27 protein-coding genes are annotated in these 23,680 nt (G+C 33.9%); 12 read left to right on the top strand and 15 right to left on the bottom strand.

Annotation, left to right across the window (positions count from 1 at the left end; genetic code table 11):
* Positions 1-64: 64 nt before the first annotated feature.
* Together F6P99_RS10470 and F6P99_RS10465 are read left to right on the top strand one after the other, a co-directional pair.
* Positions 65-1,684, top strand: a complete 1,620-nt coding sequence (locus tag F6P99_RS10470) for a S8 family serine peptidase (protein WP_152287427.1) — start codon at positions 65-67, stop codon at positions 1,682-1,684.
* 36 nt (positions 1,685-1,720) lie between these two features.
* Positions 1,721-2,659, top strand: a complete 939-nt coding sequence (locus F6P99_RS10465; RefSeq protein WP_394349541.1) for an NAD(P)H-dependent flavin oxidoreductase — start codon at positions 1,721-1,723, stop codon at positions 2,657-2,659.
* Between the two features lie 8 nt (positions 2,660-2,667).
* On the opposite strand, the gene F6P99_RS10460 is transcribed toward F6P99_RS10465, so the two are convergent.
* From F6P99_RS10460 to mtaB, 5 genes are read right to left on the bottom strand one after another with little or no spacing between them, the layout of a single operon-like run.
* Positions 2,668-3,066, bottom strand: a complete 399-nt coding sequence (locus F6P99_RS10460) for a sulfite exporter TauE/SafE family protein (RefSeq protein ID WP_317162583.1) — start codon at positions 3,064-3,066, stop codon at positions 2,668-2,670.
* Between the two features lie 4 nt (positions 3,067-3,070).
* A complete protein-coding gene (locus F6P99_RS10455) occupies positions 3,071-3,442 on the bottom strand; it encodes a TSUP family transporter (protein WP_152287426.1) in 372 nt (123 codons plus the stop codon).
* Positions 3,443-3,455: 13 nt separating this feature from the next.
* Positions 3,456-4,346 carry a lytic transglycosylase domain-containing protein gene (locus F6P99_RS10450; RefSeq protein ID WP_152287425.1) on the bottom strand — a complete coding sequence of 297 codons (891 nt, stop codon included), beginning with the start codon at positions 4,344-4,346 and terminating at the stop codon, positions 3,456-3,458.
* 60 nt (positions 4,347-4,406) lie between these two features.
* Positions 4,407-5,060, bottom strand: coding sequence for an alpha/beta hydrolase (locus F6P99_RS10445; RefSeq protein WP_152287424.1), 654 nt, complete (start codon positions 5,058-5,060; stop codon positions 4,407-4,409).
* Positions 5,061-5,081: 21 nt separating this feature from the next.
* Entirely contained in the window at positions 5,082-6,401 is a 1,320-nt protein-coding gene (gene mtaB, locus F6P99_RS10440) for a tRNA (N(6)-L-threonylcarbamoyladenosine(37)-C(2))-methylthiotransferase MtaB (protein ID WP_152287423.1), read from the bottom strand.
* A 104-nt stretch (positions 6,402-6,505) separates the two neighbouring features.
* Here mtaB and F6P99_RS10435 point away from each other — a divergent pair, with 104 nt between their 5' ends.
* Both F6P99_RS10435 and F6P99_RS10430 read left to right on the top strand, forming a co-directional pair.
* Positions 6,506-6,823 carry an antibiotic biosynthesis monooxygenase family protein gene (locus F6P99_RS10435; RefSeq protein ID WP_152287422.1) on the top strand — a complete coding sequence of 106 codons (318 nt, stop codon included), beginning with the start codon at positions 6,506-6,508 and terminating at the stop codon, positions 6,821-6,823.
* Between the two features lie 4 nt (positions 6,824-6,827).
* On the top strand, positions 6,828-8,426 hold the full coding sequence (locus F6P99_RS10430; RefSeq protein ID WP_152287421.1) for an ABC transporter substrate-binding protein: 1,599 nt from the start codon (positions 6,828-6,830) through the stop codon (positions 8,424-8,426).
* 64 nt (positions 8,427-8,490) lie between these two features.
* Here F6P99_RS10430 and F6P99_RS10425 read toward each other — a convergent pair whose 3' ends face one another.
* The 5 genes from F6P99_RS10425 to aqpZ form a co-directional block, all read right to left on the bottom strand.
* Entirely contained in the window at positions 8,491-8,682 is a 192-nt protein-coding gene (locus F6P99_RS10425) for a cold-shock protein (protein WP_152287420.1), read from the bottom strand.
* 136 nt (positions 8,683-8,818) lie between these two features.
* Entirely contained in the window at positions 8,819-10,069 is a 1,251-nt protein-coding gene (locus F6P99_RS10420; protein WP_152287419.1) for a DEAD/DEAH box helicase, read from the bottom strand.
* 85 nt (positions 10,070-10,154) lie between these two features.
* The gene (locus F6P99_RS10415) at positions 10,155-10,523 is read right to left on the bottom strand and encodes a hypothetical protein (RefSeq protein ID WP_152287418.1); all 369 of its coding nucleotides are present in this window, start codon (positions 10,521-10,523) and stop codon (positions 10,155-10,157) included.
* A 437-nt stretch (positions 10,524-10,960) separates the two neighbouring features.
* On the bottom strand, positions 10,961-11,569 hold the full coding sequence (locus F6P99_RS10410) for a DUF975 family protein (RefSeq protein WP_152287417.1): 609 nt from the start codon (positions 11,567-11,569) through the stop codon (positions 10,961-10,963).
* Positions 11,570-11,586: 17 nt separating this feature from the next.
* Positions 11,587-12,270, bottom strand: coding sequence for an aquaporin Z (aqpZ, locus tag F6P99_RS10405; RefSeq protein ID WP_152287416.1), 684 nt, complete (start codon positions 12,268-12,270; stop codon positions 11,587-11,589).
* Between the two features lie 258 nt (positions 12,271-12,528).
* Here aqpZ and kdsB point away from each other — a divergent pair, with 258 nt between their 5' ends.
* The 4 genes from kdsB to F6P99_RS10385 all read left to right on the top strand — a co-directional run bounded on the left by kdsB (position 12,529) and on the right by F6P99_RS10385 (position 14,587).
* Positions 12,529-13,257: a 3-deoxy-manno-octulosonate cytidylyltransferase gene (kdsB, locus tag F6P99_RS10400; RefSeq protein ID WP_152287415.1), complete on the top strand. Its 729-nt coding sequence runs from the start codon at positions 12,529-12,531 to the stop codon at positions 13,255-13,257.
* Complete coding sequence (locus F6P99_RS10395; protein ID WP_152287414.1) at positions 13,248-13,952, top strand: HAD family hydrolase; 705 nt, start codon at positions 13,248-13,250, stop codon at positions 13,950-13,952. Before kdsB ends, F6P99_RS10395 begins: the two co-directional genes overlap by 10 nt.
* Positions 13,953-14,017: 65 nt before the next feature.
* Complete coding sequence (locus F6P99_RS10390) at positions 14,018-14,284, top strand: hypothetical protein (protein WP_152287413.1); 267 nt, start codon at positions 14,018-14,020, stop codon at positions 14,282-14,284.
* Positions 14,285-14,392: 108 nt separating this feature from the next.
* Positions 14,393-14,587, top strand: a complete 195-nt coding sequence (locus F6P99_RS10385) for a hypothetical protein (protein WP_152287412.1) — start codon at positions 14,393-14,395, stop codon at positions 14,585-14,587.
* Between the two features lie 44 nt (positions 14,588-14,631).
* Here F6P99_RS10385 and F6P99_RS10380 read toward each other — a convergent pair whose 3' ends face one another.
* From F6P99_RS10380 to F6P99_RS10370, 3 genes are all read right to left on the bottom strand, one after another.
* On the bottom strand, positions 14,632-15,576 hold the full coding sequence (locus F6P99_RS10380; RefSeq protein ID WP_152287411.1) for a hydrogen peroxide-inducible genes activator: 945 nt from the start codon (positions 15,574-15,576) through the stop codon (positions 14,632-14,634).
* An 83-nt stretch (positions 15,577-15,659) separates the two neighbouring features.
* On the bottom strand, positions 15,660-16,469 hold the full coding sequence (locus F6P99_RS10375; RefSeq protein ID WP_152287410.1) for a lysophospholipid acyltransferase family protein: 810 nt from the start codon (positions 16,467-16,469) through the stop codon (positions 15,660-15,662).
* A gap of 51 nt (positions 16,470-16,520) precedes the next feature.
* Complete coding sequence (locus F6P99_RS10370; RefSeq protein ID WP_152287409.1) at positions 16,521-17,153, bottom strand: NUDIX hydrolase; 633 nt, start codon at positions 17,151-17,153, stop codon at positions 16,521-16,523.
* A gap of 119 nt (positions 17,154-17,272) precedes the next feature.
* Here F6P99_RS10370 and F6P99_RS10365 point away from each other — a divergent pair, with 119 nt between their 5' ends.
* Positions 17,273-17,821, top strand: coding sequence for a TlpA family protein disulfide reductase (locus F6P99_RS10365; RefSeq protein ID WP_152287408.1), 549 nt, complete (start codon positions 17,273-17,275; stop codon positions 17,819-17,821).
* Here F6P99_RS10365 and F6P99_RS10360 read toward each other — a convergent pair whose 3' ends face one another.
* A complete protein-coding gene (locus F6P99_RS10360) occupies positions 17,822-18,496 on the bottom strand; it encodes a hypothetical protein (RefSeq protein ID WP_152287407.1) in 675 nt (224 codons plus the stop codon).
* Between the two features lie 183 nt (positions 18,497-18,679).
* Here F6P99_RS10360 and F6P99_RS10355 point away from each other — a divergent pair, with 183 nt between their 5' ends.
* Together F6P99_RS10355 and F6P99_RS10350 are read left to right on the top strand one after the other, a co-directional pair.
* Positions 18,680-20,971 (top strand): DNA topoisomerase 3, encoded by a 2,292-nt coding sequence (locus F6P99_RS10355; RefSeq protein WP_152287406.1) that lies wholly within the window; start codon positions 18,680-18,682, stop codon positions 20,969-20,971.
* Complete coding sequence (locus tag F6P99_RS10350) at positions 20,968-22,209, top strand: glycosyltransferase family 4 protein (protein WP_152287405.1); 1,242 nt, start codon at positions 20,968-20,970, stop codon at positions 22,207-22,209. Before F6P99_RS10355 ends, F6P99_RS10350 begins: the two co-directional genes overlap by 4 nt.
* 6 nt (positions 22,210-22,215) lie before the next feature.
* Here F6P99_RS10350 and rlmH read toward each other — a convergent pair whose 3' ends face one another.
* On the bottom strand, positions 22,216-22,689 hold the full coding sequence (gene rlmH / locus F6P99_RS10345) for a 23S rRNA (pseudouridine(1915)-N(3))-methyltransferase RlmH (RefSeq protein WP_152287404.1): 474 nt from the start codon (positions 22,687-22,689) through the stop codon (positions 22,216-22,218).
* 131 nt (positions 22,690-22,820) lie between these two features.
* Between rlmH and nadC the strand changes: the two genes are divergently transcribed.
* Positions 22,821-23,678 (top strand): carboxylating nicotinate-nucleotide diphosphorylase, encoded by an 858-nt coding sequence (gene nadC, locus F6P99_RS10340; protein ID WP_152287403.1) that lies wholly within the window; start codon positions 22,821-22,823, stop codon positions 23,676-23,678.
* Positions 23,679-23,680: the final 2 nt, after the last annotated feature.

Below are 23,680 nucleotides of genomic sequence, written 5' to 3'. Positions count from 1 at the left end.
TTAAAAGTACCCTTAGCTAGTCGAAGGGTATTTTTTTTTCACAATAAAATTGTATTTTGTGTTGATGAAGTCTCTTGTATATGTCTTTTTATTCAGTTGTTATTTTGGCGTTTCCCAAACCGAAGATGCATGGGTGTATTTTAAAGACAAACCGTCTGAGGCAAGTTTTTTGAATAACCCAATTTTAATGTTGTCGCAACGCTCTATCGATAGAAGGGTGAAACAAGGAATTGCAATTGACAGTAAGGATGTTCCTGTTGAATCGAGTTATATAAATCAAATTACGGCTGCCTCAGGAATAGTAGTAAAGGCAAAATCTAAATGGCTCAATGCACTACATATTCAAGGAACGGAATCTGATATTCAAGCACTTTTATCGTTAAATATTGTGAGTCTTGTTGAGTTTTGTGACACATCATTAAACAAAGCGCAATTCAAAAAAAGGAATAAGTTTTTAATAGAAAAAACAGTTGAAAACACTTCAATAGATTATGGTGTTACCCAAAATCAAGTTGAGATGCTACAGGGAGATTTCTTGCATGAACTTGGGTATACTGGAAAAGGATTACAAATAGCAGTTTTAGATGCAGGTTTTAAGGGAGTAGAGTCATTTGCAGCATTTTCAAAGCTGCATGATAACAATATGGATAATGGTGAGATTTTGGGTGGATTCGATTATTTGAATCGTACAAATAATTTTTATGTAAATACGGGAAGTACTCATGGGCTATCTGTATTGTCGACAATAGCAGGTTTTTTAGAAAATCAATTTGTTGGGACAGCACCAGATGCACAGTTTTATTTGTTTGTAACAGAAAATCCTAGTTCAGAATCTACTTTAGAAGAGAGTTTATGGGTAGAGGCTGCGGAAAAAGCAGATAGTTTAGGAGTTGATATTATTAATACTTCTTTAGGTTATACTACTTTCGACGATAGTTCCTACAATTATACCTATGCTGATATGAATGGTGCAACTACGTTTATCTCAAGAGGTGCTAGCGTTGCAGGGTCGAAGGGAATGTTATTAGTTACTTCAGCAGGTAATGAAGGTAATAGCTCATGGAAATTTATTTCTGCTCCGGCTGATGTGGCATCTGTATTAACCGTTGGTGCGGTAGATGCCAATGAAATAATTGCTAGTTTTAGTTCTTTTGGACCTACAGCTGATATGAGGGTAAAACCAGAAGTTTTGGCACAGGGAAGAAATGTATATGTCATCAATAGTTTAGGAAATATTGCTTTGTCAAATGGAACTTCGTTTTCTTCTCCTATCATGGCAGGAATGTCTGCTTGTTTATGGGAAGCTTTTCCAAATAAAACAGCAGAGCAAATCAAACAATTGATTGTAAGTTCTGGAGATTTATTTCAGAATCCTACCGACCAAAAAGGGTATGGCGTACCTGATTTTCAATCAGTGTATAATTCATTATCCGTTTCCAATACTTCTTCCAAAAAAAACAAACTGTTTCCAAATCCAGTTGATAGTCAGTTTATTATTTCAACTGAAACGCCTGTTGTGTACGACTCGATACTAATAAGAAATGTGTTAGGTAAGACCATCAAGGTGATTGTGAACCATCCTTCAGATCAAACTATAGATATTAGTGAGCTGACTCCCAATATTTACTTTGTTGAGTTTAAATTGTATGGAGAAAAAAGGCTTGTAAAAATAGTGAAGAAATAGCTAACAGTTCTAACATCATCTCTTATTTTTGTAGCAATGATAAAGAGTACAATAACAGAATTATTTAAAATAAAATATCCTATCATTCAAGGTGGTATGGTGTGGGTAAGTGGATATAAATTGGCGGCTGCAGTTAGCAATGCAGGTGGATTAGGTTTGATCGGTTCAGGTTCGATGTATCCAGACATGTTTAGAGAGCATGTGCAAAAATGTAAAAAAGCAACGAATAAACCTTTTGGTGTAAACATCCCAATGATTTACCCTAATATCGAGGAGTTGATCAATATTATCATTGAAGAAAATGTAAAAATAGTTTTTACATCTGCAGGGAATCCCAAATTGTATACAAAGCGTTTAAAAGAACATGGTATTATTGTGGTTCATGTAGTTAGTAGTTTAAAGTTTGCGCTCAAGGCAGAAGAAGCAGGTGTTGATGCTATCGTTGCTGAAGGTTTTGAGGCAGGAGGGCATAATGGGAGAGAAGAGAGTACGACATTTACTTTGATACCACTTATTCAAAGTAAAATAAAAATACCTCTTATTGCTGCAGGAGGTATTGCTACCGGAAGAGGTATGTTGGCTGCTATGGTTTTGGGGGCTGATGGAGTACAAGTTGGAAGTCGTTTTGCAGCTAGCATAGAATCTTCAGCACATGAAAATTTTAAAAATAAAGTTGTAGAAACGCGAGAAGGAGAGACAATGTTAACTTTAAAAGAAATTGCTCCTGTACGAATGATTAAGAATGAGTTTTATCAAGAATTGGTTGCTTATGCAAAAAGTCATTCCGTAGAAGAACTGAAAGAGTTTCTTGGAAGAAGAAGATTGAAAAAAGGAATGTTTGAGGGTGATTTAAAAAACGGGATGTTAGAAATAGGTCAAATAGCGGGGATGATAAAAAATGTAGAATCAGCGGAAGCGATAATTAATGATATGATTGAAGAATACAATGTTATTAGAAGTAGTCCTTTATTTTGATAATTGCCTTAAAAATCGAAAATCATTTTTGTTGCTACAATAAGTTGAAGTACAGCGAATATTTTTTTTAGTGACTTTTGGTTTATCCTTAGTGCAATTTTTGAACCGATAAAACCTCCTATCGAAAACAAGATGGCGATGGCAGCCATAAAATACCAATTGATAGGTTCATTATGGTTGTAGTTACTCACAGCAAAATAAGTTACTGGAGGTAACATTACGGCCAAACTTAATCCTTGTGCGTTGTGTTGGGTGAAATTTAGTAGATATACAAATAATGGCACCATGACAATGCCACCACCAACTCCAACTAGTCCACTCATGATACCAGCCAGTATTCCAATTCCAATGAGAATTAGAATACGTTTGTAATCTGATGTATTTTTAGATTTCGTTTGTAGCATCATCGATTTATTTACCAAAAAGCATTTTTATACCTGCAAGAAACATCACTCCCCCAAAAACTTTTTTAAGAGAGACCTGGTCAATACTCAAAGCTATTTCTGAACCTAGAAAACCACCTACTGTAAAGAAAAGGGCAACAATTATTGTATACTTCCAATTGACTTCACCTGCTTTGTGATAGTTAGCGACTGCAAAATAGGTGACAGGTGGCAGCATAATTGCCAAACTCAAACCTTGAGCATTATGTTGGGTATAACCAAGTAAGAAGACGAATAAAGGAACCATAATAATTCCACCACCAATTCCAACAAGTCCACTAATTATACCTGCCGACAACCCTATAAAGATGAGTATTAAGATGGTTGTTGTTACTGTCATGTATGTTTTTTACTTATTGAGGTATTTTGATTAAATATTCTTTTCTTGATTTATTGTGTAGTTTATTCTCTCGCAACCATGGGTTGTGCAGTTTTAATTCTTTGTAGTTGCAGTCCATAGTTTTAGCAAACAAAGCGATATTCGAAATTGCGGTATCTACGCGAACCAACTTTGTTTTTTCCAATTGGTACAAATCTTCCTTTTCAAAAACAAAACCATAATGTTCTGGGTAGCTCAAAATTTCTTTAATAGCGATAATTCGAGGTACATATCTCTGGGTTTCTGAACTTAACAGTAAGTCGTAATAATCATTCACTTGTTGTTGTTCTAAATTTCGAGTAATTCCTCTATTTCCAGCATTGTAAGCAGCTGCAGCCATGGTCCAATTTCCAAATAGTTCTTTTGATTTTTTTAGATACATACATGCAGCTTCCGTAGCTTTTTCTATATGGTAACGTTCATCAACATTGCTATTTACTTCTAGTCCTCTTTCTTTAGCAGTATGCGGCATTAATTGCCAAAAACCTTTCGCACCTGCTGAAGAGGTAACGTTTTCTAGTCCACTTTCAATAACAGCCAAATACTTAAAATCATTTGGGATACCATGTTTTTCTAGAATAGGCTCAATGATTGGGAAGTATTTATGAGATCTTTTAATCAACAACAATGCATTTGATTGCCAATATGTATTGACCAATAATTCTTTATCCATTCGTTCTCGAATATCTTTTTTTTCTAGTGGAACTCTTTCTCCGCAGAAATCGATATTATTCGGAATTTTTAAGGCTTTTATCTGATACGAATCACTCGTGTTTTTTTCGGGTTCATTGGTACTATTTATAAACAGCAGTGATGTGGTACAAATCAGTAAAAAGGCAAAAAGAATTTTATTAAACGTAGTCATGGTGTAAGTAATTGAAAAAATGGTATTGTCACTATTTTTAAAGTTACAAATTTCGAGCCATTATTGAAGTTTTTCTAATAAAATTTTATTGATTATATGCGCTTTGTTGATAATCATGATATGAGATCCTTTTTGAATCGGGATGCAATGATGTATATTTTCTATAGGGAATATTTTGTCATTGGTTCCATGTAGATGGATCGTATTCGGCAGAGAGATTTTTTGTTCCCAATTTAGAACAGCATGTATTGCCCATTTCAAGTATAATGGGGCTCGAATAGACAAGTACATTTTGTATGCGTCGATTCTATTTTTTGCTTTTTTTCCGTACAATAATGCAATTAATTTTTCTATAGGGTCAATAAGTTTTATCGGGGCTAATCGATAGAGTTTAGAAAATTTAATTAATTTAAGTCTAGCAGGTAATTCGTATTTGTTTTGAATGCTTGAAATGATAACAACTTTTTCACAGGGTAAAATTTTGCTAATTTCTTGTGTGAGTACACCACCGAATGAAACACCTATTATAATTGGATTTTTATGTCTGATTCGTTCAGAAAAGCGTTTGGCATAAGAGACCAAATTTTCATTCTTTGAAATGGGTGAAATCCATTCGAGAAAATGCATTTCGAATTGTTCTTTCGGCAATGCGATCCTTTCAAATATTTTTGAATTGGCAGCGGTACCGGGAACAAAATAAACATGCTTTTTCATTCTGGTAAGTTACAGAAAAAATTATGACATCCAATCAAACCTAACGAGTCCGTCTTCATCAATTTCTGTTAATTTTACAGCGTGAATTGTATTGACTAAACTCGGGTTCCAAGGTGTTTTTACTTTGACATAATTTTCGGTAAAACCTTGAATGTATCCTTCTTTGTTTTCACTCTCAAACAAAACAGTTTGTTCAGAGTTAAGTTGACTCTCGTAGAAGGCACGTCTCTTTTTTACAGACAACCCGCGTAGCATCTTACTTCGCTTTTTTCGAACATTTGCAGGTACAACACCTTCCATGTGTTCTGCTTCAGTGTTGGGTCTTTCTGAATAGGTAAATACATGTAAATACGAGATGTTCAATTCATTTAGATAGTTGTAGGTTTCCAAGAAAAGTTCGTCTGTTTCTCCAGGGAATCCAACAATTACGTCAACTCCTATACAAGCATTTGGCATTTTTTCTTTGATGCTGGTAACTCGGTCTGTATAAACCTGTCTAAGGTACCTGCGTTTCATCAATTTCAATAAAGTATCACTTCCGCTTTGCAGAGGAATATGGAAATGAGGAACGAAGGTTTTAGATTTTGAAACAAAATCGATAGTTTCATCTTTTAACAAATTCGGCTCAATAGAAGAAATTCTCAATCGGTGAATACCATCAACTTCATCCAATGCTTGCACCAATTCGTAAAAAGTATGTTCGTGCTTTTTGTTTCCGAATTCACCTTTTCCGTAGTCTCCAATGTTTACACCTGTTAGTACAATTTCTTTGATGTTCTTTTTAGAAATTTCTTCAGCATTTTTTAATACATTTTCTAAAGTATCGCTTCTTGAAATTCCCCTTGCCAAAGGAATCGTACAATAAGTACATTTATAATCACATCCATCCTGTACTTTTAAAAAAGCTCTCGTTCGATCACCAAAAGAATAAGAGCCTACATAAAAATCAGCTTCTCCAATTTCACAAGAATGTACTTCACCTAGGTCGTTTTTAGATAGATCATTGATATAATCTGTCACTTTAAATTTTTCAGTAGCACCTAAAACCAAATCAACTCCTTCTACATTTGCCAGTTCTTCAGGTTTTAATTGAGCATAGCAACCAATTGCGATTAAAAAAGCATCTTCGTTTTTTTTCAAGGCATTTTTTACGATAGATTTGAAACGTTTATCAGCATTGTCGGTAACTGAACAAGTGTTAATCACGTAGATATCAGCCTTCTCTTCAAATTCGACACGATCAAATCCTTCGTTCTGGAAACTTCTTGCAATTGTCGATGTTTCAGAAAAATTTAATTTACATCCTAAGGTGTAAAATGCTACTTTTTTTTGTGCATTCATTCTTGTACTTTTAGCGAGTACAAAAGTACGCCTTTAAACTTAATTTTTTTGCAAGATTATAGAGTAAATATTTGCATGTAGAAATTAAAAAACAATAGAATTATATGATTGCTGAGACGCTGAATACACCCTATTATGCTGTGATTTTTACAAGTATACTTACTGATACTACTGAAGGTTATGGCGACATGGCTTCAAGAATGGAGGTGCTGGTAAACAAACAAAAGGGATTTTTAGGGTTTGAATCTGCTCGTGAAGAGTTAGGAATTACCGTATCTTACTGGGAGAGTTTAGAAGCTATAAAAAAATGGAAAGAGGAAGAGGAACATTCAGTGGCTAGAAATAAAGGTCGTGATTTGTGGTACAAGTCTTTTAAGGTGAGAATATGTAAAGTTGAAAAAGACTATGGTTTTGGATTGTAAATATATGATGAAGCGATTTCTTACGGTTTTTGCGATAACGCTATTTGTAGTAGGTTGCTCGACGAATAAAAAAAAGAACAATTTAAATAAAGTTTTTAGGTACAACGAGGCATCCAATATAACTACATTAGATCCTGCTTTTGCAAAAGATTTACGAACTATATGGGCGACAAATCAATTGTTCAATGGTTTGGTTCAACTCAATGATTCTTTAGAAGTGCTGCCCGATATTGCAAGTTCTTGGGACGTTTTAAACGGAGGTAAAACGTATATTTTTCATTTAAGAACTGATGTGTTATTTCATAAGCATCCCTTGTTTGGTTCAGATTCTACGCGGACAGTTGTTGCAGAAGATTTTGTGTATAGTTTTAACAGATTGAAAGATCCATCTGTTGCCTCACCTGGAAAATGGGTGTTAGAACACGTAAAAGAGTATCGGGCGTTGGATTCTTTCACTTTTAAAGTTGAGTTACACGAACCTTTTCCGCCATTTTTAAGTTTAATGAGTATGCGATATTGTGCAGTTGTGCCGGAGGAAGCAATACTTTTTTTCAAAGATAAATTTAGATCAAACCCGATAGGTACAGGTCCGTTTCAGTTTAAATTATGGGTAGAAAATACGAAATTGGTTTTCAGAAAGAATCAGCAATACCACGAAAGAGATCAAGAAGGAAATCGTTTGCCATACATGGAAGCTGTAGCGATTAGTTTTTTATCTGATAAACAAAGTGAATTTTTACAATTTGTTCAAGGTAATCTTGACTTTTTAAATAGCATCGATGCTTCTTATAAAGATGATTTGTTAACGACTGATGGAAGTTTAACGGAGCGTTACAAGAATAAAATTTATATGATGAGAGGTCCGTATTTGAACACAGAATATTTAGGTGTTTATTTAGACTCTGAGGAAGATGAAGTGCAGTCACTAAAGATTAGAAAAGCGCTCAATTATGCTTTTGATCGTGAAAAAATGATTCTGTATTTAAGAAATGGCATAGGTACTCCTGCAGTCAATGGTTTTATTCCTAAAGGACTTCCTTCATTTTGTAATATGAAAGGGTATGATTATCAACCGAAAATAGCAAAAGAATTAGTGAAGTCGTATATGGAAGAAACAGGAGCTAGGGAACCTTCAGTTACGATTAGTACGAATAGTCAATATTTAGATTTGTGTAAATACATTCAAAGAGAGGTTGAAAAAACAGGTTTGAATATAGAGATAGATGTGATGCCGCCTTCGACTTTACGTCAAACTAAAGTGAATGGTCAATTAAGTGTTTTTAGAGGGAGTTGGGTCGCCGATTACCCTGATGCAGAAAATTATTTGTTTATTTTTCATAGCGATAAATTTTCTCCGAATGGCCCTAATTATACCCATTACAAAAATAAAGATTTTAATAAACTGTTTGAAACTTCTATTCAAACTGTAGATAAAAAAGAGCGTCAGAAGTTGTATCAAAAAATGGATAGTTTGTTGATGTCATCAGCCCCCGTGATTCCATTGTATTATGATGAGGTTGTTCGTTTTACTCAGAAAAATGTGCGTGGTTTAGGTATGAATCCTATCAATCATTTGTCGTTGAAGCGTGTTAAGAAGCTGTAAGTCAAAAGCAATAAAAAAGCCTATCAAATTTTGATAGGCTTTTTTAATACTTTAAAATATGTGCTTAGATAACTTTTACGTTTACTGCATTCATACCTTTTCTTCCTTCTTGTAATTCAAATTCTACTTCGTCACCCTCACGGATTTCATCGATTAAACCTGTTACGTGAACGAAATGTTCGTTGTTTGATCCTTCTTCAGTAATAAAACCAAAACCTTTAGTTTCATTGAAGAATTTTACTGTTCCTTTGCTCATTTTTTGTAATAATTAATTTTAGTTGCTATAAATGTAGTATTATATTGCTAAAAAAACTAATAAATATTTAAAACATTGTAAAAATGCTAATAGATTAACTTAAACTTTACAAATATTTTAATGGAAAAGATTGTCGTTAACCTCTTGGTCCATTTGAAGATCTCTTAGGTTTGCCTTTATTTACATTACCTTTTCTTCTAAATTGTTGTTTTTGTTTTGAAGGTTTTTTCTTTTCGTTGGTTTCTTTAGAATCATCAACAAAAGAGTGATCAGAGATTACCGGTACTTTTTGATTGATAAGTTTTTCAATATCTCTTAAATAAGCTCTTTCTTCCATATCACAGAATGAGATAGCTTCACCACTTGCTTTCGCTCTACCAGTTCTTCCTATCCGATGTACGTAAGTTTCAGGAATATTTGGCAAATCAAAATTGATAACGAATGCCAAATCAGAGACGTCAATGCCTCTGGCTGCAATATCTGTTGCAATCAAAACATTGAGTTCTCCTTTTTTAAATGCTCCTAAAGCTCTTTGACGTGCATTTTGTGACTTATTCCCATGAATAGCAGCAGCTTTTATATTTGCTTTCATCAATTTTTTTACCACTTTATCCGCACCGTGTTTGGTTCTTGAAAAAACAATGGTGGTCGCTTTAGGTTCTTTTTGTAATAATTCAATCAGTAAATTTATTTTGTCGCTTTTTTTGACGAAATAAACAGATTGTCCAACTTTTTCTGCAGTAGCTTGTTTAGGTTGGATCGTAATTGTTTGATGATTGTTTAATATGGTTTCAGACAATTCTTTGATGTTTTGCGGCATCGTGGCTGAAAAAAATAAGGATTGTCGCTTTTCGGGTAATAGTTTTATGATTCGTTTGATATCATGAATAAATCCCATGTCTAACATTTGATCTGCTTCATCTAAAACGAAATATTCTATATATCGAAGAGAGATAATATTTTGGTTGATCAAATCTAACAATCTGCCAGGAGTAGCAATTAATATATCTACACCTTGTTTTAACCGATTTACTTGTGTTCCTTGTTTTACACCACCAAAAATAACAGTGTTTTTTAGGTGGGTATGTTTAGAATATTCTTCAAAATTTTCTTCAATCTGAATGGCAAGTTCTCTAGTGGGTGTTACCACAAGAGCTTTTATGCGTTTTGGGCGTTTTTTTGTATTTGAGCTATTGAAAAGCTTTTGTATGATTGGAATAGCAAATGCAGCTGTTTTACCAGTTCCCGTTTGCGCACAACCCAATAAGTCTTGTCCTTCTAATAATAACGGGATAGCTTGTTGTTGAATGGGGGTTGGGTGTGTGTACCCTTTTGAGTCTAATGCTTTTTGAATAGGAGCAACGATCTCTAAATCTTTGAATGTCATATGTTTTATTAAGCTGCAAAGATAGGCTATTCAAAAGTAACAGTTAAAAATTAAAAAACCGATGTACTGTACATCGGTTTTTATATTAAGAAGCACTATGTAATGCGACTTTATCTAGTAATTTGAATCCAAATATTGCATCACAAATAAGAGGGTTTTCCTTGCTGTTTTCTTTTGAAACACGCACAGAAAACACGATTTCAGTGTCGTTGTATTTTTGCACTGTATGTGTGATTTTCAGTCTATCTCTTAACGATGCATTTTTTAGCATATTTAGTTTAAAGAGATATTGATGTATAGATTTGTCAGCTTCTAATTCTTTCAAGCTATTGGTTGCAATAGCTTGCATTTTTGTATAAAGAACAGAAGGTGTTAGTTTTTTATTTTCGTTTACGTCATTTTTAGTAATGTTAAACGAATAGGTATTTCTTTGAGTTGCAAATGTTGTTTTCATAATTTTTTATTTTCAATTTGAATTGTAGATTTTTAGGTATTTGTATTCAGTGTAATTAGGTAATAAGGATACCGTTGCAATAAAATTTTTCATGGTGATTTTGATTTTTTGAATTGTTGTTTTCATACTTGTTGTTTTAAATTAATGAAATAAAAAAAGGTGCTTTTCGTTAAAAAAGCACCTTTATATTGTTGTATAAATTATATATTATCTATCGAAGCGATTGAAAGGGCTTTTTTGTTTTTCTACTTTAATACAAATAGGAGACATAGTTTTTTTATCCATATTAAAAATTGCTTTTAATGCGGTTAAAACGACTTGTTGAAGTTGTGCTATGTTAAAGATTTCTTTCATCGTGATTCAAATGTAATGAATTTATTTGTTACCCATAGCTTATCTATGCTTTTTTTAACAAAAGATAAACGTTAGTTAATTTGTTAATCAATGATTTCTATAGTGTGTACATCTTTGATTTGATCATAAAATTTGGCATTGGTAACGTACATATAAGGCATCAGCCAAAAAAATCCTATACCTAATGTTAGTATACATAAAAGTCCTAACCCGAAGAATCTTAATGATAAAAAGAAATATTTCATTTTGTAGCCATCCATCATTTTATGGCTCTTTTTCAATGCGTCTAAAGCAGATATATTTGGGTCTTCAGAAAGGATAATATAGGTCATACTTAAAGCCATAGCTGCAATGATACCAGGAATAATAAATAGAATGATTCCTCCAGCAACGATGATTAAAATCAAGAGGTATGCTAAAAACGAATTCAGAAAATTAGAGAAACCCGCGAAAGAATCTTCAAATCGAGCTTCTTCATTTCTTGAAAGTTTTAACGCGAAACCAGATAAACCAACTCCGAATGGTCCTGATATCAATAAAGTTATGAATCCAGACATAGGATATTTTTCAGCGGATAGTTGTAATCCGGTAGAAATTAAAATAAATACTAAAAAGGTACCAATTGCAAGTCCCCATTTCCCTTCTAAACTGTCTTTAGAAGATTTCATTAACTCTGTAAGGTCGATGTTCATTTTTGTTAGATTAGTTGTTATTCTTCAGGTGATAAATATTTATAAACGACTCCTGCCAAAATAGCACCAATAATTGGAGCAACCCAAAACAGCCATAACTGATCCATCGCCCAGCCACCATTAAAGATCGCTTGACTCGTACTTCTTGCAGGGTTTACAGAAGTATTGGTAACAGGGATACTTATTAAATGTATCAAAGTCAAAGCCAATCCAATCGCCAATCCAGCAAACCCTTTTGGAGCTTTAGAGTGTGTCGCACCCAAAATTACAATTAAAAACATGAATGTCATAGCAATTTCTGTAACTAATGCAGCTGTCATACCATAACCATCTGGTGAATGTGCACCGTACCCGTTTGAAGCAAACCCGTTCAATTCGAATCCTGCTTTTCCGCTTGCAATGATGTATAAAATTCCTGCACCAGCAATTCCTCCTAAAACTTGTGAAATTATATAAGGGACTAATTCTTTGGCTTCGAATCTACCTCCCATCCACAAACCGATTGAAACAGCTGGATTTAAATGACACCCTGAGATGTGTCCAATGGCATAGGCCATGGTTACAACGGTTAAACCAAATGCAAGCGATACTCCTACAAAACCAATTCCTAATTCAGGATAGCCTGCTGCTAAAACTGCACTTCCACAGCCTCCTAATACAAGCCACATAGTTCCGATAAATTCTGCTACTAATTTTTTCATAAAATAAATGTTAAGTTAAGGTTGTAAACGAAAATTCAGACATGTCAAAATGCCTGTTAATTTTGAAATTAAAAGTATGATGATAACAATTTTTGAAGACAACCATTTTTAGGTTTTTAATTTTTCATACTGCTCTAAAGTACAAAAAAAAAGATACTTACTTTATTTACGATTACAATTAACTGAGGTGTTTCCCTTTTCTTTATCTTTGAAAAATATATAGAAAGACTAATTTAACTCAGGTAGACAGATATTTTTATGAAAGTTATAGCTATGATTCCTGCTCGGTATGGAGCTTCTAGGTTTCCAGGGAAATTATTGAAAGATTTGGCAGGCAAACCCGTAATAGTAAGAACTTATGAGGCTGTAAAAGCAACAAAACTTTTTGATGAGGTATATGTGGTGACTGATAGTGATGTGATAGAGAAAGAAGTCTCTGCTGCTGGAGGAAAGGTTTTTAGAAGTCTCAAAGAGCACGAAACAGGTTCTGATAGAATTGCTGAAGCTGCCGAAAACCTAGATGTTGATATTGTTGTAAATGTTCAAGGAGACGAACCTTTTACACGAATGGAGCCGTTGAGGGATTTGATTGACGTTTTCAAAGCTGATCCAAAGAAACAAATAGACCTTGCCTCTTTGGTACATCCTATGAATACATGGGATGAAATTGAAAACCCTAACAACGTAAAGGTAGTGATGGATTCTTCAAATTGCGTGATGTATTTTTCTAGATCCCCAATTCCTTACCCACAAAACAAAGAAATAAACTCAACTTATTACAAGCATATAGGTATCTATGCTTTTCGTAAATCGGCGCTCACGGCATTTACTCAAATGCCAATGCAGCAAAACGAGGCTACAGAAAAGTTAGAAGGAATTCGATTTTTAGAGTATGGTAAAAAAATAAAAATGGTAGAAACTCCTTTCAAAGTGATCGGGATTGATACAGAAGAGGATTTAGTTACAGCAAATAAATTATGGAAATAGATTTTGATAAAATAAAAGTTATTGCCTTTGATGCTGACGATACGCTTTGGGTTAATGAACCCTATTTTAGAGAAGCCGAACACGAGGTAGCCCGTTTGTTGTCTCCGTACGAAACAGAAAATAAAATCGGGCAAGAATTGTATAGAGTAGAAATAGATAATTTGCCAATATATGGATACGGTGTAAAAGCCTTTATTTTATCGATGGTTCAATTGGCTGTTGAAATTTCTAACAAAAATGTACCCGCTTCGGTAATTGAAGAAATCGTTGCTCTGGGAAAAGACATGTTGCAAAAACCGATAGAGTTGTTAGATGGAGTAGAAGAAGTGCTCAAAACTTTTCATAAAAAATACAGGTTGATTGTTGCGACAAAAGGAGATTTGTTAGATCAAGAACGGAAACTAGAAAAGTCGGGCTTGTTGAATTATTTTCACCATGTGGAAGTAATGAGTGATAAAAAGGAGTCGGATTATTTGAAAATTGTGAAACATCTAGATATCAAACCAGAGGAGTTTTTAATGATTGGAAACTCGTTAAAGTCTGATATTTTACCGTTGGTTTCTATCGGTGCATCTGCTATTCATATTCCTTATCATACCACTTGGTTACACGAACAGGTTGCTTCTTCAGACTGTAAAGAAGGTTCTTTTAAAACCTTTAAGTCTATTCATGAACTTTTAAAAATAATACCTTAACGGTTCGTTGTACAACTATATGAGATAAAAGACGTAATTTTACGCATTAAATAAAAACATACAATATGGCAGCAATTAAAAATTTAAAAAAAGACATACATAATATCTTAGGTGATTTGATCGAAGCATGTTATGTTTGGGAATTTGACAATCCAGATGCAGATGCTTCAAAAGCACAAGAGATTATCAACGAAGCAATTGCTTCTTTTGATGGTTTAATGGATAAAATTCACGTGAAAGATGTTGAAAGTAAAAAAGCACATTTTTCAGCTATTAAGGCGGAATTGATATCGGTTTCGAACGGACTTGCAGAAAAAATCAATGCATTATAACAAATGTTAATAACAATATGTTAAAATTAAAAGTCAGACAATTATTCTGGCTTTTTTTTTGATTATATTTGGGTGTTGAAAAAGTACAATACCCCAAAAAAAATAAAGATGGCAAGAGCAGTATTTGATTACACAAAAGAAGTTTTACAAAAGGTAAGCTTCAATGCTGAATTGTTTCAGAAGGAACTAGAAAAAGCGTTGAAGAAATTGTTGCCTTACGAAGTAGAAGAGCTTAAGATTTGGTTAAATGAATACACGCATGGAAAACCAGAGTTAAGGCAAAGCTTATCGTTGGTAGCATAAAATAAAAAAGACTATAGTTTATTCTATAGTCTTTTTTATTTCAGTTATTTTTTACTTGCAAGTGGGCTGATAATTTTGACATCGCTAAAAGAGATGGCACCTCTAACAATTCCATCAATAGTATCTTTTAAAGCTTCTATCATATGCATCTTTAGTTGAGATTTGTGATACAACAAACTCACTTCTCTAGCCGGAACGGGTTTTTCAAATTCACGCAAGAATTTTTTATCAGGTTCTGATAAATCCATACTATGTAGGTATGGTAATAATGTCATCCCTAAATTTTCTTTGGCTAATTTGATCAATGTATCGAAACTTCCACTTTCCAGACGAAATGACTTTGCATTTGGAGAAGCAAACGAGCCACACATGTTTAAAATGCTTTCTTTGAAACAATGACCATCTTTTAATAATAAAATATCATCTGAGTCTAATTCATCTACAGATAATAATTTTTTAGAAGCCAATTTGTTAGAATCAGGTACGAATCCCATGAACGGTTCATAATACAATGGGCGTTCTTTTATATTTGGGTTTTCAAGTGGAGTTGCAGCAATGGCAACATCAATATATCCATCGGATAATTTTTTGATACACTCTTCAGTTGTTAGTTCTTCTATTTGAAGGTTGACTTTGGGGTGCTTTTTGTTAAACGTTTTTAAAAACATCGGTAACAAGGTGGGCATGATAGTAGGTATAATAGCAATTTTAAACTCGCCTCCAATATAGCCCTTTTGTTGGTCCACAATGTCGTTAATTCGATTGCTTTCTTCTACGATTGTCTTTGCTTGAAAAACAATTTTCTCACCAATATCAGTAAGTGTAATTGGTTTTTTTGTACGGTTAAAAATTACCACATCTAATTCGTCTTCGAGCTTTTGTATTTGCATACTAAGAGTAGGCTGTGTAACAAAACAATGCTCAGAAGCTACAGTAAAATTCTTGTGCTCTGCAACGGCAAGAATGTATTTAAGTTGTGTGATGGTCATCTTGATAATTTTTTGCGATAAAAATAAACAAAACTATTGATTTCATCTATCAAATATCAAAAAAAGATCAAAGATTTAGTAAATTAAGATTGCCAAAATTCACGTTGTTTATTGAGTTCGTCTTCTTGTTTTTTGTATTCTTCTAAAGAGAGTACTTTCAGGAAAGAAGGATGTTGCTCAATAGCAAATTCTATTTGTTTTACGATGTCATCAAAAGAATCGTTTTCGTAATCAATATCTAATGGTTTTTTAATCACCATGCTCTGTAATACACCACGTTTTTTGATCAAAAGACCCTTTTTGTCAAATGAGCGTCTAAAACCATCAATAACAATTGGTATTACAATCGGTTTGTAGGTTTTTATGATGTGTGCAGTACCTCTTCTAATCGGGTTAAAAGGTTTGGTGGTTCCTTGAGGAAAGGTAATAACCCAACCATCATTAAGTGCAGTACCTATATTGCTAATATCAGACATCTTCACCTGTCTCTTGATGTCTTTACCTTCGCTTCTCCAAGTTCTTTGAATAGAAACGGAACCCATATAAGCAAAAACTTTTGGTAAGAAACCAGCTTTCATTGTTTCCGCAGCTGCGATATAATACATATTCAATTTGGGTTTCCAAATATATCCGATGTTGTTGATAGTGTCGACTCTACCTTTTAAGGATGCATTAAAAACATGATACATGGCAGCAACATCAGCAAAGTAAGTCTGATGATTGGCTACAAAAAGCACATTGGAATCAGGCAAGTCTCTTATGATTTCAGAGCCTTCTATCTGTAATTTATTAAACTTATTGTATCTTCTATGTGAGATAACCCCAACGATTCTAATGAGCCATTTTTTTAAAAATAAAATATGACCAAAAGGATTTTTTTTAATGAGTTTCATCGAGAAGTGTTTAGTTTTAGTGGCAACAAATTTACCAAAAAGAAATGGTTTTCAAAGTCTTTTTAGTAGTTCTTTAATCTCGCTGATTATCATGGCAGTAGCTCCCCAAACCATGTGATTTTCAAAATTATAATATGGAATTTTTATGTTTTCGGCATAAAAGGTTTTTTTCTCATCCATAAGAACGAGTTTCTCATCGAGAATGTTTTTTAGAGGTACTTCAATCAATTTATCAACCTCTGGATTGGGAATAAATTTTGGATGGAAATCAATGACACCTATAAATGGTGTTACTAAAAAATTACTCGGTGGTATGTATACATTTGTAATCTCTCGTAGCACATGAATTTTATGTTGTTCAATGCCAATTTCTTCAAAAGTTTCTCGAAGCGCGGTTTCTTTTAAGTTTTTATCCGAAGGTTCTACTTTTCCTCCTGGCAAACTAACCTGAGCTGAGTGCGTGCCTTTGTATTTCGCTCTTAAGGTTAAAGCCAAGCAGGTTTCTCCATGGCTGTTGGGGTAAAAAAGTGCCAAAACTGCTGCCTTTTTTGTTTTTTTGGTTACAGGAGTTTTTAAAAGACTCTTTTTTCGTTCATCAGGTACCATTTTATTCTGAGCTGTCGAACCTCCAAGTGCTATGTTTTGTATGTCTGTTTTTAAATTTAAAAATTTAAGATGTTGCATATTGATTGTAAAATATCGAATATTCAAATTTACTAATTACCATTTTTAATGAAGAACTTTTTGTAAGTAATGTAATCTATGTTACACTAATCACACTTGAATGGATGTAATTTTGTGAAATGAAGAAATTTATTAAAAAACATTGGAGTAATATAGTTTTTGTAATTGCGATGGGCTTGGTATTGCATCCAACCTCTAAAGAAGTTTTGTTACGCACTATTGCATTATCACCATCCCTAACAGATGAGTCCGTAGTATTGGACAATTACCAATGGCAATTAAGAGGAGTCAATACACAAGATGTATTACTTTCTAGCGCTAAAGGTAAAGTAGTGTTTGTCAATTTTTGGGCTACATGGTGTCCACCTTGTCGTGCTGAAATGCCTGCGATACAGAATTTGTACAATCAATACAAAGACGATGTAGTTTTTTTATTTGTCACACAAGAGAATAAAAATAAAGTAGCCACTTTTTTTGAAAATTATGGATATGATTTGCCTGTATACAACTCTGGCAGTAGAGTTCCGATTCAGTTAAATACTACAAACAGTATTCCAGCAACGTATGTGATCGATAAAAGAGGGAATATTGTAATTTCAAAAACAGGTGCTGCCGCTTGGGATAGCAAAGATTCATTTGAACTATTTGATCAGTTGATTGCTCAATAGTCATTGATCTCTCGCGATGCTTAAATACGCTTTGGCACCGGTCGCTAGATTCCACATATTTGATGATAACAAGTTTCCTGATTCGTCAAATACAGAAAAAGCAGCTGTATTTGGACCAGATTGCCCTTGATTTAGAGCTAAAAATGAAACCGTATTCAATCCAACATTTAACGGGATTGTATATTGTTGGTAACTAGTGGTAAGCTCAATATGTCGAATGATGGTTTCTTCATTTAAAAGAATAGCCACTACATCTCCGTCTGGGGCAGAAAAATCTCTACATAATATTGTTATAGTTTTACTCGTGGTACTAAAACCTCCTAGATCTTTATCTATAATGGGCATTTTACCAGTTAAACCATCCATTTCAGCTTTCATTCGCTGTTTGTAAAATTTTTCTTTATCTACAATTCCTTTGCTGTTTAAGGCTTTTAATTCTTCAGCAGCAATTTGTTGTTGTAAACGTTGAAATAAAGCATTTTCAAATTTCTCTTCTTCATTTTCTGGATTGATAAAGTCAAATGTTGCATTCGGGCTGTTTGGAATAGAGGGAATCACGAAGTCAGAGTTATCTGCTCCTGTTCCTGGACGCATAGATTCGATTTGTGACCATGCGCAATATTGCGTACCCAAAAAGAATAGCATTAAATATAATGATGTAAGGTATGTTCTCACAAGACAATTGTTTTCAAGAGACAAAATTAAGCTATAGAATTTTCAATCGCGTTAAGAATATCAAAAACTTTAAAAGAAACTACGTTATTACTGCTCTTATTTTTTGAAAAAATGAATAGTTTTCTATTTCAAAATAGTTGTGTAAGTTTGTGACTTTCCCAATAGAAATAAATCCAATTATTTATGAAGGTGTGTATTGCTGAGAAACCAAGTGTTGCAAGAGAAATTGCTGCTATTTTAGGCGCAAATCAAAAGCATGACGGGTATTTCGAAGGGAATGGTTATCAGATAACTTGGACATTTGGTCACTTGTGTACTTTGTTTACACCGGATGATTATAAGCCGCATTGGAAACGTTGGGACTTGAATACTTTACCGATGCTCCCAGAAAAATTCGACATAAAACTAGTTGGAAATGAGGGAGTACAAAAACAATTCAATACCATAAAAAGCTTGTTCGACAAAGCTACGGTTGTTATAAATTGTGGTGATGCAGGGCAAGAAGGGGAGTTGATTCAGCGTTGGGTAATAAAACAGGCGAATTACACCGGAGAAGTGCAGAGATTATGGATTTCATCATTGACTCCAGAAGCTATAAAAGAAGGTTTTGAAAATTTAAAGAATGGTGAAGATTACGATTTGTTGTATTATGCAGGTAGTTCTCGGGCGATTGGTGATTGGTTGTTAGGGATGAATGCAACTCGCTTGTATACTTTACGATATGGTGCACAAAAGCAAGTGTTGTCTGTTGGTCGCGTACAGACTCCGACTTTGGCAATGTTGGTAAACCGCTATAAAGAAATAACGTATTTTAAACCACAGCCATATTGGGAATTGCAAACAGAGTATAGAGGAACTATTTTCAACAACGAACAAGGTAGGTTTCTAAAGAAAGAAGATGGTGAAGCAACTTTGAATAAAGTAAAAGATGCGGATTTTACAATTAGTTCTGTAACCAAAAAGAAAGGAAAAGAATACGCTCCCAAGCTCTTCGACTTAACAGGATTGCAGGTTTATTGCAATACGAAATTTGGTTATACGGCAGAACAGACTTTAAAAATTGTTCAAAAATTATACGAGCAAAAACTGGTTACATATCCAAGAGTTGATACAACATTTTTACCTGATGATATTTTTCCTAAAGTACCGGGTATTTTGGGTAAACTAACGCAATATGCTGCCTTAACAGCTCCTTTGAAAGGTAGTCCTCTAAAAAAATCGAAAAAAGTTTTCGATTCGAAAAAAGTCACTGACCACCATGCAATTATTCCGACAGGGTTTGAATCGCAATTGGGTGAATACGATCAAAATGTATATGACATTATTGTAAAAAGATTTATTGCTGTTTTTTATCCAGAATGTGAAGTTTCAAATACGGCAGTGATTGGTGAAGCCGCAAAAATTAATTTTAAAGCAACCGGAAAAGAAATTTTGTCTGAAGGATGGCGCGATGTCTTTAAAACGGAGAAATCTAAAGTTTCTAATAAAGATGAAGTATTGATGCCTACTTTTGAAAAAGGTGAATCTGGAAAACACAGTCCTTCGTTTCTTGAAAAAACGACAAAACCTCCAAAGAATTATACTGAAGCAACTTTGTTGAGAGCTATGGAAACTGCGGGAAAACAAGTTGAAAATGATGAATTGAGGGACTTGATGAAAGCGAATGGAATTGGTAGACCTTCGACACGCGCAAATATTATTGAAACTCTTTTTAGAAGAAAATATATTGAACGAAATAAAAAGCAAATATTACCCACGCAAATGGGAATTCAGCTGATTGATACCATACAAAATGAATTGCTAAAATCTGCCGAGCTTACAGGTCAGTGGGAGAAGAAATTGAAAGAAATTGAAGAAGGTGCTTATAGTGCAGGCCAGTTTATCAATGAGATGAAAAAAATGGTAGATGACTTGGTTGTTGAAGTTCGAATGGAAAAAAACGTACGAAGGTTCTCGACTGATCCGGTGGAAGTAGTTGCCACCAAAAAGAAAAGTACCAATGCTGGTTTAATCGGTAAAGAATGTCCTAAATGTAAACAAGGTAGTCTGTTAAAAGGAACAAGTGCATATGGATGTTCAGCATACAAATCGGGCTGTAAATTTCGACTGCCTTTTGAATTCGCAGGTAAGAAAATTTCTGAAAATCAATTAAAAAGATTATTGACGAAAGGAGCTACTGTTGTTTTAAAAGGTTTTAAAATTGAAGGGAAAAAAATAAATGGTTCGGTTGCTTTTGATGATGCATTTGAATTGACACTCCAGCAAGAACAACAAAAAACTCACACGAAATCAGGCGCGTTGATTTGTCCTAAATGTAAAAAAGGAGAAATTATCAAAGGAAGTTCTTCGTATGGTTGTTCTGGTTACAAAGATGGCTGTGATTATCGTTATCCTTTTGATGCAATTCGAACCAATGCCGGAGATCAACAAATCACCAAAGAACTAGTAGAAAAGTTATTGTTAGCCAACGTATGAATCATAAACAGGTACTCATAATTGGCAGTGTGTGGCCAGAGCCAAATTCTTCGGCTGCTGGAAGCCGAATGATGCAGTTGATTCAGCTATTCATTGAAGAGAGCTATGCTGTTATATTTGCAACGGCAACTGCAGAAAGCACATACAGATATCCACTAGAAGAGTTAGGTGTATCAATAAAGGAAATTGAACTAAACGATATTAGCTTTGATGATTATGTAAATAATTTAGATCCAGAAGTGGTCCTTTTCGATCGATTTATGACTGAAGAACAATTTGGTTGGCGTGTTGAAAAAAACAGTCCTAATTCAATTAGGATTCTAGATACAGAAGATTTGCATTGCCTTAGAAAAGCAAGACAATTAGCAACCAAAGAACAGCGAAAATTTTCTCTAGAAGATTTAAATTCAGATATCGCAAAAAGAGAAGTTGCTAGTATTTTTCGAAGTGATTTGTCTTTGATGATTTCTAGCTACGAAATGGATTTGTTACACGGTTTTTTTCATGTGCCGAAATCTATAATATGCTATGTTCCATTTTTACTGGAAGCTATAGATGAGCATCAAAAAAGTGACTTGCCTGAATTTGAAGAGAGAGCTCATTTTGTGACAATTGGTAGCTTTAGACATGAGCCCAATTGGGATAGTGTCTTGTTCATAAAGCAAGAAATATGGCCCGTTTTGAGAAAAAAGCTGCCTCAGGCGGAAATGCATATATACGGATCTTATCCACCTGAAAAGGCGATGCAGTTGCACAAACCTTCAGAAAATTTTTTCATTAAGGGCTGGGCAGAAGACGCTTCAGAAGTTTTAAAATCTGCACGAGTTTTATTAGCTCCCTTGCGATTTGGGGCAGGTTTAAAGGGAAAATTTGTAGATGCCATGCAAAATGGTTTGCCGAGCGTTACCACAGAAATTGGAGCAGAAGCGATGCATGAGAATTTACCTTGGTGTGGAGTTGTAGAAAACGAAATCGTTACTATCGTCTCTGCTGCTGAAAATTTATATACTGACGAAGAGAACTGGAATAAAGCTCAACAAAAAGGTTTCAAGATTATTGAACAATGCTATTCTAAAGAGAAATTTTCAAAAGAGTTGCTTAAAAATATTTCTGTAATTCAAGAAGACATAAAAAGGCATAGAAATTCAAATTTTATCGGTTCAATGCTTTTGTTTCATAGCATGCGAAGTACAGAATTTATGTCCAGGTGGATAGAAGAGAAGAATAAAAAACAATAGGTTTATTTATTCATGATGATAGGGCTCGTTTTTTAAAATTGTAAAAGCTCTATAAACTTGCTCTACAACAAACAATCGAATCATTTGATGTGAAAAAGTCATTTTCGAAAAAGAAACTTTTCCCATAGATTTTTTATAAATTGCTTCAGAGAAACCGTAAGGACCTCCAATAACAAAAACCAACTGTTTGATGCCAGAATTCATTTTTTTTTGCAAATAATTCGCAAACTCTAATGAACGAAAATCTTTTCCTTTTTCATCTAATAAAATCAACTGATCGGTAGGCTGTAATTTTTTTAATATGAGTTCACCTTCTTTTTCTTTCTGTTGGCTTTCAGATAAATTTTTGACATTTTTTATATCAGGAATAATTTCCAAATCAAACTTTACATAATGTTTGAGACGGTTTTGGTAGGTAGTAATCAAAGTATTCAGATTTTTATCATCTGTTTTACCGATGGCCAAAAGTTTTATTTTCATGCCACAAAGATAGAAAATCAATCAAAATTTTGAAGTTAAAATAACTCGAATAAAAGTTTGAATTTTGACATGTAATTCTTTTTCAGACTTCAAACAGAAAATGTACTTTTGTTACTCTTAAATTAATACCTATGATTACTGAAGCTCAATTTGAAAAAGAATTAGAATTAATAATTGAAAACGCAATTCGTGAAGATGTTGGAGATGGAGATCATAGTTCTTTAGCTTGTATTCCTGCTTCAGTTACTGGTAAAGCACAGTTATTGGTAAAAGATGAAGGTGTTATTGCAGGTGTGGCATTCGCAGAAAGAGTTTTTAAATATGTTGAACCTTCGATCAAAGTAAACGTATTGATTGAAGATGGCACTGTTGTTAAGTATGGAGATGTTGTTTTAACAGTGGAAGGAACGTCACATGCCATTTTAAAAGCCGAACGTTTGGTGTTAAATGTGATGCAAAGAATGAGTGCGATCGCAACAAAAACCAAAAAATATACTGATTTGTTGTCGGGTACAAACACAAAAATTTTAGATACACGTAAAACTACACCTGGTATTAGAGCTCTTGAAAAATGGGCAGTAAAAATAGGAGGTGGAGTGAACCATCGTTTTGCCTTGTATGATATGATTATGTTGAAAGACAATCATATTGATTTTGCAGGTGGAATTACCAAAGCAATTGATAAAACACATGCCTACTTAAAAGAAACGGGCAAAGATTTGAAGATTATTATAGAAGCGCGTGATTTGACGGAAATACGTGAAATTTTGAACTCCGATGGTATTCACAGAATATTAATTGATAACTTTACTTTTGAAGACACAAGAAAAGCTGTAATGATGATTAATGGAAAATGCCAAACGGAGTCTTCAGGAGGTATCAATGAAGAGACATTACGTTCTTATGCAGAATGTGGTGTGGATTTTATTTCATCTGGTGCTTTGACACATTCTGTGTACAATATGGATTTAAGTTTAAAAGCAATGTAGGT

It is taken from the genome of Flavicella marina (assembly GCF_009193215.1).
GTDB classification, from domain to species: Bacteria; Bacteroidota; Bacteroidia; order Flavobacteriales; family Flavobacteriaceae; genus Flavicella; species Flavicella marina.
Note: the sequence above shows the minus strand (reverse complement) of the source record. Positions and strands in the feature narration are given on the sequence as shown.